Origin of the sequence: Sphingomonas sp. IC081 (assembly GCF_006874585.1) — a bacterium.
Taxonomy (GTDB): Bacteria; Pseudomonadota; Alphaproteobacteria; order Sphingomonadales; family Sphingomonadaceae; genus Novosphingobium.
The window spans coordinates 99,826-112,864 of record NZ_CP029765.1; the positions used below are offsets into that span (position 1 = coordinate 99,826).

Genomic DNA, 13,039 nt, shown 5'->3' on the forward strand with positions numbered 1-13,039 from the left:
CTAAAGCACACAACAGTTGCGTTTTCTCCAGACGAGGTAGCCCATGTCCTCGCCCTGGACGGGGTAGGCACGGCCGGTCTGCGGCGGGAGCGTCGAGGCCCCGATCGGCGAGCAGCCCATCTTGCCGCTGACCGTCGGAATCGGGTTGGTCATCTGAATCCGGTATTGCTGCTTCTTGAGCACCGGCATCAGATACTTGTCGCACAGGCCCTTGCTGCCCATGGTGCCCCACGCGAGACCCTGCCGGTGCATCTTGAAGGCGAAGCGCGAAAGGGCGAGGCGGGAAGCCTGAACATGGCCGATCGACGAGGAGATGTTGCCATTCATCGGGTACATCGAGCCTTGGCACCCGGCGCACCAGAACGTCACATCGAGGGGGAGGCGCGCAGTGGCCGCGATACAGTCGCCGGCGCAGGCCGCCTTGGCGATCGGATTGGCGAAGATCACGACCTCGGGATTGATGATCGTGGTCAGCGTATCGTCCTGCCAGAGCGGATCGACCTCGGTCATGTAGGCGATGTCGAAGGACGCCTGCTCGAAGCAGAGGAAGTCCGTCAGGATCTCCATCCAGTAGAGCAGGGGATAGACGTACCAGTGGACGTGCCACTTGGACGTGTTCTGCGCCTGACCACCGACCTGCGAGGGCCCCGTGAACTGGCCCTGGCCAATGTCGAAGCCCGGGGCGATCTTCATTCCGCCAAGGTTCACGAAGCACCAGGGCTTCACCGAGACGTCCGCAAGGCGAACCGGCTCCCAGAAACCCGCGGCGATCCCGATGCGCGGGATCGGGCTGCCACAGGCGCAGATTGGCAGGCTCGGGTTATTGGTGTCCGGACGAGTGCTTGGCCAGATGCTGAGGCCCCCGATCGACAGCGGGAAGAGGCAGGACCAACAGACGTCAGTGATCGGATTCACGAACTTGCCGGTGCAGCGTGACTGCGCCTGCGCGGAAGGTGCGACCAGCGCAGAGGCGAAGAGGAGCGCGAAGATCGCGACAAGGCAGCGCAGCGCCTTCACGACACCGGCTCCTGCGAGGTCGCGGCATCGAGCCATGCCTGATCGGCCCGGTTCTTTCGTGCAACGTACAGCGCGGTGTAGACGGCCGTTGAAACCAGCAGCGCTGCAATGCCCACAGGCGCGAGCCTGCCCAGCAGGGTTGTCAGCGGCGAAATGAACGTGACACCCAGCGCGCACAGGATGCACAGCACCTGAAAGGTACGGCGCATGGCCTTGAGCCGAGGAGTTTCTGGCGCGGCCATTGGCGTCTTCAGCATGTCGAGCCACAGCGGCATCAGCTCGCCCCCTTCAGCTTGATTTCGGAAACCTTGATGATCTTGCCGTCCTGCTCGGCGACAGCGGGTGTATGGCGCACCCCGAACTTGCCGGTCAGGCGGCCTTCCTGATCGAAATAGAACCGCCGTTTGCGGGCGGTCATCTCCTCGATCGGCGAGCCGGACACGAGGATGATCTTGGCCTTGAGGTCGGAATACTGGCTGGTCGCCCATTCCATCTGCGCCTTGTCGTCACCATCGACGAAGACGAGGGCCTGATGCATCGCCACGAAGTCCAGAGGATTCACCGTCTGGCCGGCGCGAGCGACGTAGTTGCCCTTCTGATCCTTTACGTCCTTCTCGATGACGATCGTCGGATCGAAGGCCCAGACCCGCGCCTGCGTTGCCGGCGTGATCCCGGCAACCGGCGTCGGCCGACGAACCTTGGCCTCGGCGCGGCGGGCGAACTCGGCATTCATCCGGTCAATCCCGCCCGATGCCTGCAACCTGGTAAGGCGCTGCTCGATCACCGAGAGAAGATCCGTTTCGATGACCGGGAAAGTCTGGCCGACAACGCCGTGATCGCTGGCCTGCCCTGCAGACGACAAGGTCAGCGAGCACAGGATGACAAGGGCGCTGTTTTCGAGGAGGCGCTTCACAGGATCGCCTCCCCGACACCGACGATCTTCTTCGCGCACGCATAGCCGATTGCGGCATAGCGGCTGTCGAAGCCGTCCTTGTGCGGCGTGCCAACGAAGTAGCACTGCGGCGGGATCACACCCACAGGTCCGGCAGCAAGCGGCTCACCAAAGCGGGTGCGGGGCTTCATGCGCGCCACGACCTTGCCGTTCACCAGCACCGCGGCGCCGCGATGGCTGACGATGTCTCCCGGCATGCCGTAGACGATCTTGCCGAACAGCTGCTTCTTCGCGCCGAAGTGGCGCACGACCAGTGGATGAGCGGGCGGCACGAAGAAAACGTACTGGCCGCGCTCCGGCCTGGCGGTCTTGTGGATCACGAAAGCCCAATTGGGCAGCGATTGCGAAGTGTTGATGAGAAGACCGTGACTGTCACGCCACTCGCAGATCGCGGAATAGGCGGCGCTGCCTACGATCAGGAGACCGATCGGACCCCATAGCCGCATGTTGGGCCGCCAGCGGCGGGACTTTGTCTCGACCGGGAAGGGCTCACTGACCGCCTGCGCCATAAGGCCCTCCAAAGCTCGAGGCATCAGCCATCGGCGCCGCCGCTGCGGCGGCCGAAGCGGGGTCCGGCATCGGCCCGAATGGGCTTGCTCCAGCAGCAGCCTGAGGCGCGGGCGGATTGATCGGCACCTGCGGGATCGGACCTTCGCTGCCGCTCTGCATCAACTGTTCTGCAGAGGCGGGCGTCGGCCGCTTCACGCCCGAGGCATAGACCGCCTTCATCACGTCAGGAGTGATGTCCTCGACGCCCTTCGAGAGCACCGCCTCGCCGACAAGGATCACCTGTCCCGAAGCGCTGCGGCGCTGCAGCTCCCCATCGAGCGACGTCATGAACTTGCGCATCTCGGCCTCGACCTCCTGGGGAGGGCTGGCGCTGCGCGCCTGTGCCTGCACATAGTCGCCGACGATGCTCGAGAGATTGGCCTTTACGATCTTCTGCGGCGGGGTGATGATCGTGCGCGTCACCCACATGCCCCAGATCAGCATCGCGACCACCGCGACACCAAGGATCAGCTGGCTCGCGGTATAGCCGGCAAACACCGTCTTGCGCGGCTGCGCGGCGGCCATTGCCGGCGCTGCGGGAGCGGCGATAACTGGCGCAGGTGCGGATGTCGGTGCGGTGGCGGCAAGAGCCTCGCTCTCGGGGCCAGCTTCACTATTCCAGGTCGGTTCGCTCATGCGCCTTGCTCCAGGCTCAAAGTGTCGCGCGGCACGATGGCGTGCCGGCGAAAGAAGATGATCACACCGGCCACAACGAGGTGCAGCACGGCGACGAGAACCTTGAAATCGGCAGTGCGCGAAGCCTCGGCCGCGACGTAGCGGCTCGTGAGGTTGGCGAGCTGGTGCATCATCCCATCGAGGCTGAAGCCGCCGATCGCGACGAAGAAGAGAACGAACGCCCCCCAGGTCATCAGCAGGGTGACGGCGAGAAAGCCGATGGTGTGGAGCAGGACGTAGAGGAGGAACCTCGGGTCGGTCCCCCGGTCCTGCCCGTCCTGTCGATCCTGACGGGCCTTACGCTGCACCCCGATGCTCGCCATCACGCTTACTCCGCTGCGATCGGGACAGCGTCGTCACCGCCCCACTTTTCAGGATTGTTGGGGAAGGCGACCCGCTCGATCGCCTCATCCATCGACAGGCCCTGGCCGAGCAGATCGTGGATCGCGGCGAAGGTCTTGGGCGAGGAGGAGAAGACGGTGGCCGAGTAGGCATCGAGGACGAGCCTTCCGGTCGCCTGCATGTCCGGCCCCTTGATGAAGACATCCGAATACTCGATGCCGCTGCGCTTCAGCGACCGCACCAGCGCATCGGTATGGTCATCCATGTCGAAGCGGCCGAGCCGTTTGAAGTCGTTGATGGTCTCCTCCTTCTGGGCGAGGATGACCGACCAGTCGCTGTTCTCCAGCGCCGCGCGCGATCCGTCGGACTTGTAATAGTCGTTGAGGCTCTGTGTCGCCGTCACCAGCGAGGCCCCGTATTTGCGGCAGGTACGGGCATAGGCTTCAATGAAGTCGGCCATCGACCCGCCTTTCAGCATCTGCCAGGCTTCATCGAGCAGCAGCGCCTTAGGGATCGAGCGGTCCACGCGGCGCATCATCTGCGATGCCATGAACATGATCGCGGTCAGAACCACCGAGCGCAGTTCCTCGCGCGAGGACAGGTCCGACAGCTCGAAGACAGTCAGGTTCGCCTTCAACTGGAAGGAAACCTCGCCCTGGAAGAAGCGGCCGTAAGTGCCCGACGATGAGAAGGGACGCATGGCGATGCCGAGATCCACGCCGAGCGGATTGCCGGTTTCCGTCAGCGCCGCGATCACATCGTCGATGGAGCCCTGGCGGCCCTTGGCGCTCCAGACCTCGTTGACCGCGCCGTCGATCAGGCCGCGCTCGGTATCGTTGAGCTTGTCGACGTGACGCGCCATCTGGTTGACGATGGACTTGAGCATCGCGAAGCAGTCCATGAGGTAGTCCTCATCCCGCTCGGCCATTTCCATGTCGATCATCGAGAAGGGGTTGATGCAGAAGCCCGAGGACATGGTGAACTCGACGAAAGCGCCGCCCTGCAGCTTGGCCGAGTGCTCGAAGGAGCGGCCATCGTCGATCACCACCACCTTGGCCCCGGCACCGCACAAGGCGGAGCACAGTTCCTGCAGCGCGACGGACTTGCCCGAACCGGACTTGCCAAACACCGCGACATTGTGGTTGCCCGAATTGTTCTCGAACGGCGACCAGAAGAAGGGCTGGCCGCGACGCCCGATCAGCATCATGTGCGGCACATTGGCGCCGAGATACTCGCCCTGGATCGGCGCGAGGCTGGACGCCGTCGTCGTCAGGACCGAGCGGAAGCGCTTCATGTTTTTCAGGTCGAACGACAGGCCGTTGGCCATCGTCATCGGCATCGCCGCGAGCAGCCCCTGGATCTGCAGGTAGCGATCGTCGAGCAGATCCCATCCCGCGGCGCGGTACACGGACTTCAGGACGCGCTCGTTGGCATCGCCCTTGCCCTTGGGCGAGAAGGACGTCACCGAGTAGAACGCCTGGATCAGCTTGCGGCCCTGCCGAAGCTCATCCTTGACGAACTCCCACTCGCGCGACTGGTCTTTCAGCTGCGGCAGCATCCGCGCCGACTTGGAATCGGCAAGGCTGGTGGTGCGCATGAACTTGCGCGAGGCCCGCAGGCTCTCGCTTTCCGCATCGGGGAAATCGAGGCACAGGTTCGTCGAAACCGGGCAGGGCATGCGCAGCTTGTCAGCGAACATATCGCCGATCAGCTTTGCCATGTCCCACGGCGCCCAGCGCTGCGGCAGGTTACGCACCGAGAACGAGCGCACGTCGAAGACGTCGGGATAGATCTCGCCGATCTCCGGTGCCTCGTCGACCATCTTGCCCGTCGGGCGGAACCGCTCGGTGCGCAGGAGGATACGGTCGGGCTCGATCTTCATTTCCAGATCGTGCCGCACCGCCTGGTCCGCGATCGGATCGAACGGGTTGTAGATGATGTTGTCGTCACCGGGCGCGGTCGTCGGAGACGTGATGTCGTCGATCCACGCGATCAGCGCCTGCGGGTCCATCGGGCGCGCATGGATGCCGATGGATTCCAGCGAGGAGGTCAGGCTTTCGAGGACCGAGACGATTTCCTCGTTCGTCACCCGGCTCGTTTCCGGGGTGGCATAGGAAATCGCGAGGCGATGATTGCGCAGATGGAAAGGCGCGGCCGAGGACAGCGAGTTCCAGACCCCATCGAGCAGGTACTCGGTGCGATGCTTGGCCATGCGCTCGTAGACGCTGCCGGCCATGAAGCGCGGCAGATACCACTGCGACAGGCGCTCACCCACGCGCGGGCTCATCCAGCCATGGAACTGCAGCATTCCCGGCGTTGGCACGCCTTCGGAGAGAAACTGCGTCATGATCTCCGAGGTGCGCTCGTTCGCGCCCATCATCGGCGTCGCCTCGAGGACGAAACCCCGCGACGCGCTATTGTAGAACAGGTGCGTCTTGGGATCGTAGCTGCGGTAGGGCAGCCAATGGACGAGGCGAGGGACCGTGGTGTCAGGGCGCCCTGCCTCTGGCTTCGAATTGTCGCCCAGGATTGCGCCCATGATCTTGCTGAACATATTCATGGCTGCACCCCCGGAAACGACCCGGCCCGCATCACCGGCAGGGGACTGGCTTCCTTCGCTGCGGCCCTGGCTTCGGGCTCCGCTCGCCCAAGCGCACCGCGAATGGCCGGATCAGCTTCAACGGCCGCAATCGCAGCCTTGCCTTTCGCGCTCGCATGCTGTGGCACCGAGATCATCGGTCCCGTCTGCGCCACGCTACTGGCGACCCCGTCATTGCCGACCGGAGCAGGAGACGCGGATGTGAGGGGGGTGGCAGGCGCCGGTTGGGAGGCCGGCGCCTGCGCGACAGGTTTGGCCTGGGGCTTAGGCGCAACCTGACGCTGGGGCTTGGGAGTGGAGGACGCCGCGCGCGTGCGACGCGGCGCGGTAAGATTGCGGGCGACCTGATCCTTGATGTCGCCGACCGGATCGCTCGACTGGACTTCCCCGCCATTGCCCTGCGCGCGCGCCATGGCGACGGCCTCGGGGGTGGGAAGATCGGGATCGACTGCGAGCGTCTCGATCATCGGCGGCTCGGCGCGCTCGACAGCGGCCAGAAGCGTGTCGCGACCAGCGGCCGCGGCGACTTCCTCGGCCGTACCGGCCACCGCATTGCCGGCAAGCGCCTCGGACCATTCGCCGCGCTCGACGACGGCGTGAACCGCCGTCTGCTCGTGAAGCCGCCCGGAGGCGTCGATCTGCGCGGGGAAGACGATGCGCAGCACCCGTTCGCGCGTGCGAACCGGAGAGCTGGCCTTCTGGTAGCCTCGCCCTTCGCTTGGCGGTTCCACATAGGGTCCGGCAGGCGCGATCATGTGATCGCCTTCATCGCCCGAGATCATGGCCAGCGCCCGATCGTCGATGTTGCCGCTCGGCGCGCAGATCCCGTCAGGCGCGCGGCAGGCGAAATCGCCCTTCACGTTGCCACTCAGCGACATGCAGCCCGAGAGGCTTGCGCTACCCAGCAAGAGGCCCGCAAGGGCAAGACGCCCCCGCATCACGACTGGCCTCCCTTGAGCCAGTTCTCGAGAAACTCCTTGGGCCTATAGCCCTCGAGCACGCTGCCATCATCGCGCACGATGACGGGTGTACCGCCCAGGCCGTGCTTACGGGCAAACGCCTCGTTGGCATCGAGACCCGCCGTGTTGCAGGGGCCGGTGCCCTTGATGTCCTGGCCGGAGTATGCCGCGTGAAGCGCCTTGGCCTTGTCCTTGGCGCAGTAGACCTTGTCGGCGATGTCGCGGCTTCCCAGCACCGAGATCGGCCGCTCGACCACGCGCACGTTCATCGAGGCAAGCGTGTTGCTCAGCGCGCGGCAGTAGCTGCAGCGAAAATCGCTGAACACGGTAACGGTCTTGCCCGAGGAATTGCCCCAGACGATCGCCCCTTCCTTGGGCAGCTCACCCAGCGGCAGCTTCTGGATCGGCGCCGCCGCAGCCTTGGCTGCAGCGGCAGGCCGTGCCGCCAGCGCCGGCTCGCTGTCGTCAGCGCCCGCCGCGTTGGCCTTGGCCGAACCGCCCAGCAGCATGTCCGGGTTCATCTCGAGGAGCCGCGTCGCGGTCAGATCCTGGCGCGTCTCCATGTCGTAGACGCGGCCGATCACCAGATAGCGTGCGGTGCGATCAATGTAGAACAGGTTGCTGCCGGCAGTCACTTCGCACAGGCCATCGACCTTGTCGCAATTGACGCTCGTGACCTTGGTCTTGGGCAGGCGCGCTTTCAGCAGCTCGGCGACGGTCTTGCTCGGCGGCGCCATGAAATCGCGCGCATAGGCCAGCGTCGCGATCCCGCCACCGGCAAAGGCCAGCGCGCAGGTGAAATAGAGGAAGGCGTTACGCATGAGCGGTCGCTTCAGCTCCGTCTCCACGTCAGGAACGGCGCTCTCGGCGCTGCCATCAAGATGTTCAGTTGCGGACATAGACACCCTCCAGGAAGACGATTTCGACATCGACGCCGGTGGGCATTTCGATGACGGGCTGATACTGCTCGGCGCGCTCGATCAGGTACTTGCTGACCATGTCGCCGGTCTGCGAAACGCCCTCGCCAAGTCCGCCTTTGGCAATGTCGCCCATCGACAGATCCTGCCGCTTGCCATCGACGATGACGTTGGGCTGGTTGAGCGCATTGTTGGAATTGGCGGCGAAGCCGCGACCGAAGCCGCCGACGAGACCGGCGATAAATGCTTGGCTGACGAGGCTGCCCTCGCGGCTCACGACGCGGCCGCGAACGCCCGTCTTGCCGCCAAAGGCGATGAAGCCCTTGACCTCGGACACCGCATAGCGGCCACCGGGCTGCGGGCAGGTCATCTTCTGCAGCTTGACGTAGACCTTCTCGCTCGACAGCTCACCGCGCGCGGCGCCGTTGATGAGGCAACCCTGAATCTTGGTGGTCAGCAGCTTGCCGTTCTGAAGGACCGATCGCGCGGGGCCGGTGACACGCAGCACGACGGGCAGGGGATCGGTCTGGCTCTGCACGCCAGCTGCCGCATCGACCCCTACGATGACCTTGGCGGTCGCGAAGCTATTGGGCGGAAGGTAGTTCGGGCTGTCGGTATAGACCGTGTTGCCCTTCTCGACCTTCTTGGCGTTGCCTGTCTCGCCCCCGGTGAAGGAGACCATTTTGACTTCGCTGGACCGAACGGGGGGCACGTCCGGTCCAGCGTCGCCACCAGCGCCAGGACGCTGATAGGTCGGGGAGCCCGGGCCATAGAGGGCGGCAGGGCCCGGTGCTGGCGCAACTGGCGTAGCCCGCTCATTGATCTGGCGGCGCAGCTGCTCATTCTCGGTCTGGTAGGCACTGACGACGCGCTGGCCATCAGCGGTCATCGACTGGTTCTGCGCGCGCAGCGCCTCGATCTGCTCGGACAGCTGCGCGACCTTGGCGTTGGTGCCGCCCACCGACTTGAGCTGGTTCTCCTGGCTCTGGAAACGGTTTTCCGACTGCGCCATCCACTCCTGCTCAGAGAGATTGCGGTTGATCAGATCCTTGGTCGAGACCTGGACGTCCTCGATCTTGTCATCCGACTGCCCTGCGACCTTCCCGTTGTCCGAGAAGATCCACATGCTGGCGGCCACCACACCGACCACCGCCACGCCGCTCAGAAGCATGCGCTGCCTGCGGCGGGTTTCGGTGTTGCCGTCCAGCTCATTGGCTACCGGCGATACGCCCTCACCGCCCTCGGGGCCGTCGAGGGATTTGCGCGAGCGCGAAAAGATACCCTTCAAGTCCATGGCTCAGTTCCCGGTGCGAGAGACGAGGTAGGCGGTCGTGACCTTGCCGGGCGCGAGGCGGGGCTCGGCGATCGAAACCGCAAGCGAGGAGGCCGGCGCAACGCTGGCCTCTGTCAGGGTCGCTTCCTGCGTCCCCTTGTTCTCGATGCGCAGAACCCGGCCGGTCATTTCCGAGCCGCGATATTCCGCGATCATCTGGACCTTGAGGTCGCCCACGTAGACCGGGCGAAGCGAGCGCTGGCGCATCTCGTACCCATCGACGATCTGACCGCCGTACATCGCCTGGACCAGCTCGATCGCGCGATCCTGCGAGCTGGCTTGCTGCACGCCTCGCGGCCCGGCCTCGGCGGCATCGGCCTTGGCGATCGCCGGGTTCGAGATGAACACCTGCACTGCCTGATCGCCTGCGATCCTGCAGATGAACTTGTAGACGTAGCCGCGCTTGGAGGTCGCGAAGAACGACAGGGCAGGGCGCGCGAAACCATCGGGCACCGACAGGTAGATGTCGCCGCGAACTGGCTCGTTGACCACGCTGAAATCATCTGCCGGGTTGCCCGTGTTGATCTTCGAGACCGACGCAAACTCGTCTTCGACAAGGCTGATCCGGGTCAGGTCGCGCGCCGAGGCGCTGCATTCGACCTGGCTGCCGTCCGAGGCCATCAGCGTCTGGTCGCCCAGCGCCAGAGCAGGCGCCGAAATGCCCATTGCCGAAGCGGCAATGAGCAGCGCGCCCGTCATGCGGCTCACAATGCACATGCGCGAGCACAGCGCGGCGCCGGCGATGGCCGAGCCGATCAGGTATTGGGTGGGTGTCATGACAGCCCGCCTTTCTTCTTTTCTGGCTGGACCATCCCGAAGCCGATCAGCTTCAGCGAGAGCCCCGAATATTCCCAGGTGAACTGGAAGGTGCGAATGTCGCTGGAGACCACCTTCTGGCCGACCACCGTGTTCAGTTTGCCGGTGACGGTGGACCGCAGGTTCTGGGTGTCGATCTCCATCGACTGGATCTGGAAATATTGCGAGATGCTCGAGCCGCGCTGCTCGTTGACGATCTCGAGGAGGTCCGCCTTGATCTTGCCCTGCGCGCGCGGCGATACGATCTCGAGCACCGACTTCATCCAGTAGTCGAGGCTGCCGGGCGAGCGATCGAGCGTCAGGATCGCGGTGTCGCGTGTCATCAGCTCGAGATACTCGCGCGAGACGCCCGCGCTCGACAGCGTCAGCGGCGAACGCAGGACGGGCTGGAGCACGATCTCGCGGCTGCGCGTGACTGAGAAGAGGAGAAGCAAGGCGACGACGCCTGCCAGTACGAGGGCCGTGACCCCCAGCATGTTGCGCTGGCGCAGGATGCGTTGGCTCTGCGCGTGCTGATACGAAAATTCCATGTCAGCCCACCATCAGTCGGAGGTAGGAAGGCGGCGTGGCCCGCAGCGACGGAAACCCGCCTGGCAAATGCCAGTAGGCAAGATGGATCAACCACGATGTTGCCCGGCCTGCCTTGGCTTTCCGCAAAGCCCACCACCCCAGGAAGGCAAAGCCAATCCCGAAGACGATGTGTTGGGACAGGATTCCCCAGATGAAGGGGAGGACCATCGCGAGGAACTCATCAAGCGTCCAGAAGCCGATCAACTCGGGATCGTCGAGATGAAAGGGGATCACATACTTGTCGGCTGCCATGCCACGCCACCTTCCAAAAGGTGCCGGCGAAGCTGCTACTTCGCCGGCAGTCGGGTCAGATCGTGGCGGTGACGGTCGAGGTGACGATCGGGATGCCGGTGCCGGCGCCGACGCCGACGCCGACCGGGATCGCGACCTGGCCGAGACTGAAACGGCCCGAGGCGAGACCGACGATACCACCCGCGAGCGAGAGCACCGTGATGATCTTGCCGCCCGAACCTTCGAGGAAGCCGGTGAACTGCGTCAGCGCGGTGTCGAAGGTGGTGTCGGCGCCGGCGAATGCCGGGCCGGCGAAAGCAACGGCAGCTGCGGCAAGGCCGATGACTGCAGCTGCGGTGGCTTCACGGCTCACGCCGCGGTTGAGCAGGGTCTTCATATATGAGTCTCCTTCAATCGAGCGCATTTCAGCGCGCCCAAAGGAAGGCTGGCGAACACCTCACCACACCGACAAGCCGGAAAAGCAGGAACATGCTTGGGGACTGGACGTTCTTTTCCGACGAGCTGGAAATGTCGCCCCGAATCGGCCCTTTGGTCCCATTCACGGGACCGCTGTCCCACGCGCGGGACCGCCGTCCTGCATCCGGGACCCCTGTCCTACAAGCGGGACCGCTGTCCCGTATCCGGGACCGCCGTCCTACCAACGGGACCGCTGTCCTGTTGCAGGGACCACGGTCCTACCAGCGGGACTGCTGTCCCAAATGGGGGACAACCTACATTTCAGGGCTATCACGCTCGCATAAGTGCTTCACTGTTGAGCATAATCTTCATAACCCACATGGATCGTTGGAAATTTTGCAATCTATCCTATCGTACAAGGTTGGGGAGCAGCTGGATGGCTGATTCGAGCGGGGATCGGTAAGTAATTATGTCAAATGAACAGAACACATATCGAATGGATGTGTCGGAATACTACTTCCGTCTAACCACGGAGTGCATACGCCTGCACTCTAACAGTTCTCTCAAGCATTCATCATTTGGCGACATGATAAATGATCGCGCAAAACTTGCTAATTCAGTGACTACGAGGCGCAAGCCCCAGCACATAATTAAGCATCTTCAGATGATACCCAGTAAAGGAGAAATTCCTCTCGAAGTTGAAATCCTCGAATCAAGCTCTGACAAAATATCCACGTCATCCAAGGCCATTGAGGAGGCCATTGGAAGTTCAATCGAATTTGCGGACGCCCTCTCGGTAATCATGTTTGATTTCATGGTCGAGGCAAACCGGACGGAAGTTCTTCTTAAGATTGGACTTACATCGGACGAAGCCGCAGAATATCGCAAATTACTCAAGCCTGGCGCGCCCGGAGTAAAATCAATTAACTGACGGATTATAGTTATTTCTGCGATATTGCTTCTTCGCACTTGCGAGGGGTTTGCAACGGCCATTCCTTTCGGTATCGCTTAGAAGGCATTACCGGAGGATTGGCGATGGGGGCACCAACATTTGAAACGGACCAGCTTACTGAGAGCCCGGTCCAATCATTTGGTTTCGTTGACTATGTCTTATGCCGAATGAAGCAGGACGGCCTACAATACCGCGATCTGGCAGTTAAAATTGGTCTTTCAAAGACCCGAACCCATAACGTGTTCCACCCGGAACCCAGCAAGCGTCGACCGTTGTATATGCATGAGTTCCGCGCAGTAGCAGCTGCACTGGATCTCTCACCGCTCGAAGCCGCTCTTGTCAGTGACCTTTATAGCGGGGCAGGTGGGGCCAGCGAGGGTGTTGAATCTCAGATCAAACTCTACGCTGGCATCATCAATCGCTTCCACGACCAGATGAAGCAGGTGGTTGACCGGCTTGGCGGTTTGGAATGGGACGATGTCCGCGCCTCGCATGGCGAATGGATCATCGATCTCGTTATGGCTGAAATCGAGACTGCCTACGCGGACTTCGCGGATCGCAAGGAAGTCCGTCTCAGAGATCGGGCAACGTTCTAGCTAAGCGCAGCCGGACACACAGAATCAACAGGCTGGAGGGTTTTCCGTGCCAAAGCACGAATCCTGACCGTTGGGGCGCCATTAGGCGGCCCAAGGCGGACCCAGGCCATCATC

16 protein-coding genes are annotated in these 13,039 nt (G+C 63.1%); 2 read left to right on the plus strand and 14 right to left on the minus strand.

The genetic code is table 11. From position 1 onward, the window contains the following. From traU to DM450_RS24875, 14 genes are read right to left on the minus strand one after another with little or no spacing between them, the layout of a single operon-like run. Entirely contained in the window at positions 1-1,017 is a 1,017-nt protein-coding gene (gene traU, locus DM450_RS24810) for a conjugal transfer pilus assembly protein TraU (RefSeq protein WP_142640037.1), read from the minus strand. After that, a complete protein-coding gene (locus DM450_RS24815; protein WP_142640039.1) occupies positions 1,014-1,292 on the minus strand; it encodes a hypothetical protein in 279 nt (92 codons plus the stop codon). The genes traU and DM450_RS24815 overlap by 4 nt, the downstream gene beginning before the upstream one ends. Further along, positions 1,292-1,930 (minus strand): type-F conjugative transfer system protein TraW, encoded by a 639-nt coding sequence (traW, locus tag DM450_RS24820; RefSeq protein ID WP_142640041.1) that lies wholly within the window; start codon positions 1,928-1,930, stop codon positions 1,292-1,294. The genes DM450_RS24815 and traW overlap by 1 nt, the downstream gene beginning before the upstream one ends. Further along, a complete protein-coding gene (locus DM450_RS24825; protein ID WP_142640043.1) occupies positions 1,927-2,478 on the minus strand; it encodes a S26 family signal peptidase in 552 nt (183 codons plus the stop codon). The genes traW and DM450_RS24825 overlap by 4 nt, the downstream gene beginning before the upstream one ends. Then, a complete protein-coding gene (locus DM450_RS24830; RefSeq protein ID WP_374705219.1) occupies positions 2,459-3,154 on the minus strand; it encodes a type-F conjugative transfer system protein TrbI in 696 nt (231 codons plus the stop codon). Before DM450_RS24830 ends, DM450_RS24825 begins: the two co-directional genes overlap by 20 nt. Next, on the minus strand, positions 3,151-3,516 hold the full coding sequence (locus DM450_RS24835) for a hypothetical protein (RefSeq protein WP_142640045.1): 366 nt from the start codon (positions 3,514-3,516) through the stop codon (positions 3,151-3,153). Before DM450_RS24835 ends, DM450_RS24830 begins: the two co-directional genes overlap by 4 nt. A 5-nt stretch (positions 3,517-3,521) precedes the next feature. Beyond that, on the minus strand, positions 3,522-6,089 hold the full coding sequence (gene traC, locus DM450_RS24840) for a type IV secretion system protein TraC (protein ID WP_374705221.1): 2,568 nt from the start codon (positions 6,087-6,089) through the stop codon (positions 3,522-3,524). A 2-nt stretch (positions 6,090-6,091) separates the two neighbouring features. After that, entirely contained in the window at positions 6,092-7,072 is a 981-nt protein-coding gene (locus tag DM450_RS24845) for a TraV family lipoprotein (RefSeq protein WP_159832316.1), read from the minus strand. Beyond that, positions 7,072-7,992: a DsbC family protein gene (locus DM450_RS24850; protein WP_142640050.1), complete on the minus strand. Its 921-nt coding sequence runs from the start codon at positions 7,990-7,992 to the stop codon at positions 7,072-7,074. The genes DM450_RS24845 and DM450_RS24850 overlap by 1 nt, the downstream gene beginning before the upstream one ends. After that, the gene (locus DM450_RS24855; protein ID WP_142640053.1) at positions 7,979-9,304 is read right to left on the minus strand and encodes a TraB/VirB10 family protein; all 1,326 of its coding nucleotides are present in this window, start codon (positions 9,302-9,304) and stop codon (positions 7,979-7,981) included. The genes DM450_RS24850 and DM450_RS24855 overlap by 14 nt, the downstream gene beginning before the upstream one ends. A 3-nt stretch (positions 9,305-9,307) precedes the next feature. Then, a complete protein-coding gene (locus tag DM450_RS24860) occupies positions 9,308-10,120 on the minus strand; it encodes a type-F conjugative transfer system secretin TraK (RefSeq protein ID WP_142640055.1) in 813 nt (270 codons plus the stop codon). Then, positions 10,117-10,689 carry a type IV conjugative transfer system protein TraE gene (locus tag DM450_RS24865; RefSeq protein ID WP_142640057.1) on the minus strand — a complete coding sequence of 191 codons (573 nt, stop codon included), beginning with the start codon at positions 10,687-10,689 and terminating at the stop codon, positions 10,117-10,119. The genes DM450_RS24860 and DM450_RS24865 overlap by 4 nt, the downstream gene beginning before the upstream one ends. Position 10,690: 1 nt before the next feature. Then, complete coding sequence (traL, locus tag DM450_RS24870) at positions 10,691-10,981, minus strand: type IV conjugative transfer system protein TraL (RefSeq protein WP_142640059.1); 291 nt, start codon at positions 10,979-10,981, stop codon at positions 10,691-10,693. Positions 10,982-11,036: 55 nt separating this feature from the next. Next, positions 11,037-11,357 carry a hypothetical protein gene (locus DM450_RS24875; protein ID WP_008831576.1) on the minus strand — a complete coding sequence of 107 codons (321 nt, stop codon included), beginning with the start codon at positions 11,355-11,357 and terminating at the stop codon, positions 11,037-11,039. Between the two features lie 684 nt (positions 11,358-12,041). On the opposite strand from DM450_RS24875, the gene DM450_RS24880 reads away from it, so the two are divergent. Both DM450_RS24880 and DM450_RS24885 read left to right on the plus strand, forming a co-directional pair. Beyond that, a complete protein-coding gene (locus DM450_RS24880) occupies positions 12,042-12,308 on the plus strand; it encodes a hypothetical protein (RefSeq protein WP_142640061.1) in 267 nt (88 codons plus the stop codon). A gap of 104 nt (positions 12,309-12,412) precedes the next feature. Then, positions 12,413-12,925 carry a hypothetical protein gene (locus DM450_RS24885; RefSeq protein ID WP_159832315.1) on the plus strand — a complete coding sequence of 171 codons (513 nt, stop codon included), beginning with the start codon at positions 12,413-12,415 and terminating at the stop codon, positions 12,923-12,925. The last annotated feature ends 114 nt before the right edge of the window (positions 12,926-13,039 follow it).

Bases quoted from the DNA above. Each gene is read 5' to 3' on its own strand.
- DM450_RS24865 (WP_142640057.1), bottom strand. From the start codon at position 10,689: ATGGAATTTTCGTATCAGCACGCGCAGAGCCAACGCATCCTGCGCCAG.
- DM450_RS24815 (WP_142640039.1), bottom strand. From the start codon at position 1,292: ATGCCGCTGTGGCTCGACATGCTGAAGACGCCAATGGCCGCGCCAGAA.
- DM450_RS24885 (WP_159832315.1), top strand. From the start codon at position 12,413: ATGGGGGCACCAACATTTGAAACGGACCAGCTTACTGAGAGCCCGGTC.
- DM450_RS24880 (WP_142640061.1), top strand. From the start codon at position 12,042: ATGATACCCAGTAAAGGAGAAATTCCTCTCGAAGTTGAAATCCTCGAA.
- DM450_RS24845 (WP_159832316.1), bottom strand. From the start codon at position 7,072: ATGCGGGGGCGTCTTGCCCTTGCGGGCCTCTTGCTGGGTAGCGCAAGC.
- traC (WP_374705221.1), bottom strand. From the start codon at position 6,089: ATGTTCAGCAAGATCATGGGCGCAATCCTGGGCGACAATTCGAAGCCA.
- DM450_RS24835 (WP_142640045.1), bottom strand. From the start codon at position 3,516: ATGGCGAGCATCGGGGTGCAGCGTAAGGCCCGTCAGGATCGACAGGAC.
- DM450_RS24850 (WP_142640050.1), bottom strand. From the start codon at position 7,992: ATGTCCGCAACTGAACATCTTGATGGCAGCGCCGAGAGCGCCGTTCCT.
- DM450_RS24825 (WP_142640043.1), bottom strand. From the start codon at position 2,478: ATGGCGCAGGCGGTCAGTGAGCCCTTCCCGGTCGAGACAAAGTCCCGC.
- traL (WP_142640059.1), bottom strand. From the start codon at position 10,981: ATGGCAGCCGACAAGTATGTGATCCCCTTTCATCTCGACGATCCCGAG.
- DM450_RS24830 (WP_374705219.1), bottom strand. From the start codon at position 3,154: ATGAGCGAACCGACCTGGAATAGTGAAGCTGGCCCCGAGAGCGAGGCT.
- DM450_RS24875 (WP_008831576.1), bottom strand. From the start codon at position 11,357: ATGAAGACCCTGCTCAACCGCGGCGTGAGCCGTGAAGCCACCGCAGCT.
- DM450_RS24860 (WP_142640055.1), bottom strand. From the start codon at position 10,120: ATGACACCCACCCAATACCTGATCGGCTCGGCCATCGCCGGCGCCGCG.
- DM450_RS24855 (WP_142640053.1), bottom strand. From the start codon at position 9,304: ATGGACTTGAAGGGTATCTTTTCGCGCTCGCGCAAATCCCTCGACGGC.